Raw genomic sequence first — 848 nt, 5'->3', positions numbered from 1 at the left:
TCGGCAGACGTCGGCGCTGGTGCTGCAGTGGGCTGGCTGTCCAGACCCTTGTCGAGGATCGTCTTGACGGTGCGGTACCTGGGGCTGGCAAACACGAGCGCACGCTCGCACGCAGCCTCCAGCCGTTGATCGCCGACCTTCTCGCGAAGCCTCACGACGCCCTGCGCGCCGCGCAGGTTGACGAGCACCTTGTCGTTGAACATCGCGAGAACGAGCGCGTGGCAGGCCGGCCCGATATCCTTTGCCCGCGCCAGGCACCACTGTGGATCGTGCTCGAGCCACGCTTGCGCTTCAGGCGGCTGGTGGTCACGCACCGTGTGGCGATCGCCGGGCGTGCGCAGCCGCGGATGGGTCGCGACGAGTTCATGGCGGTGGAACACCTGTACGACCGTGTCGGTCGCCTTCAGCCACAACTGCTTGCCGACGAGAGTGAACGGCACCGAGTACAGTGCCTTCCTGTAGACGACGTGCCCGTCGGTATGCACCTTGACCTCGCACCATACGGCCAGCACCGGCGGCACATCGGGCAGTCCGGCGAGCAGCGGCTTCTCGATGGCGAAACGTGCAAGCGGCTGCTCGCGCGTCGTGCCGTGCTCGCGCGTGCCGGCCTGCTGCATCACCCAGTCGCGCAATTGACGGTTGGCGTCGGCGAGATCGCGGAATTCGCGCAGCGGCAAGAAGGATCGTTTGATGTATTTGACGCCGGCCTCGACGACGCCCTTCTTTGCAGGATCGTGTGGAGGGCATGCATCGATCCGGAAGCCGTACCCCTCGGCCAGCGCGGCGTACGAGCGCTGTACCTCGGGATCGTACATACACGCCTTTGTAATCGCGCATTTGGCGTTGTC

General features: G+C 65.4%; 1 pseudogene. It reads right to left on the bottom strand.

Annotation, left to right across the window (positions count from 1 at the left end):
* A pseudogene (locus tag AB3X89_RS39985) lies at window positions 1-848 on the bottom strand (IS21 family transposase); the annotation flags it as partial.

Origin of the sequence: Paraburkholderia sp. BR14320, from assembly GCF_040948665.1 — a bacterium.
In the GTDB taxonomy this organism is placed as follows: Bacteria; Pseudomonadota; Gammaproteobacteria; order Burkholderiales; family Burkholderiaceae; genus Paraburkholderia; species Paraburkholderia youngii.
The sequence above is the reverse complement of the archived record's forward strand: the minus strand, read 5'-3'. Positions and strand labels throughout refer to the sequence as shown.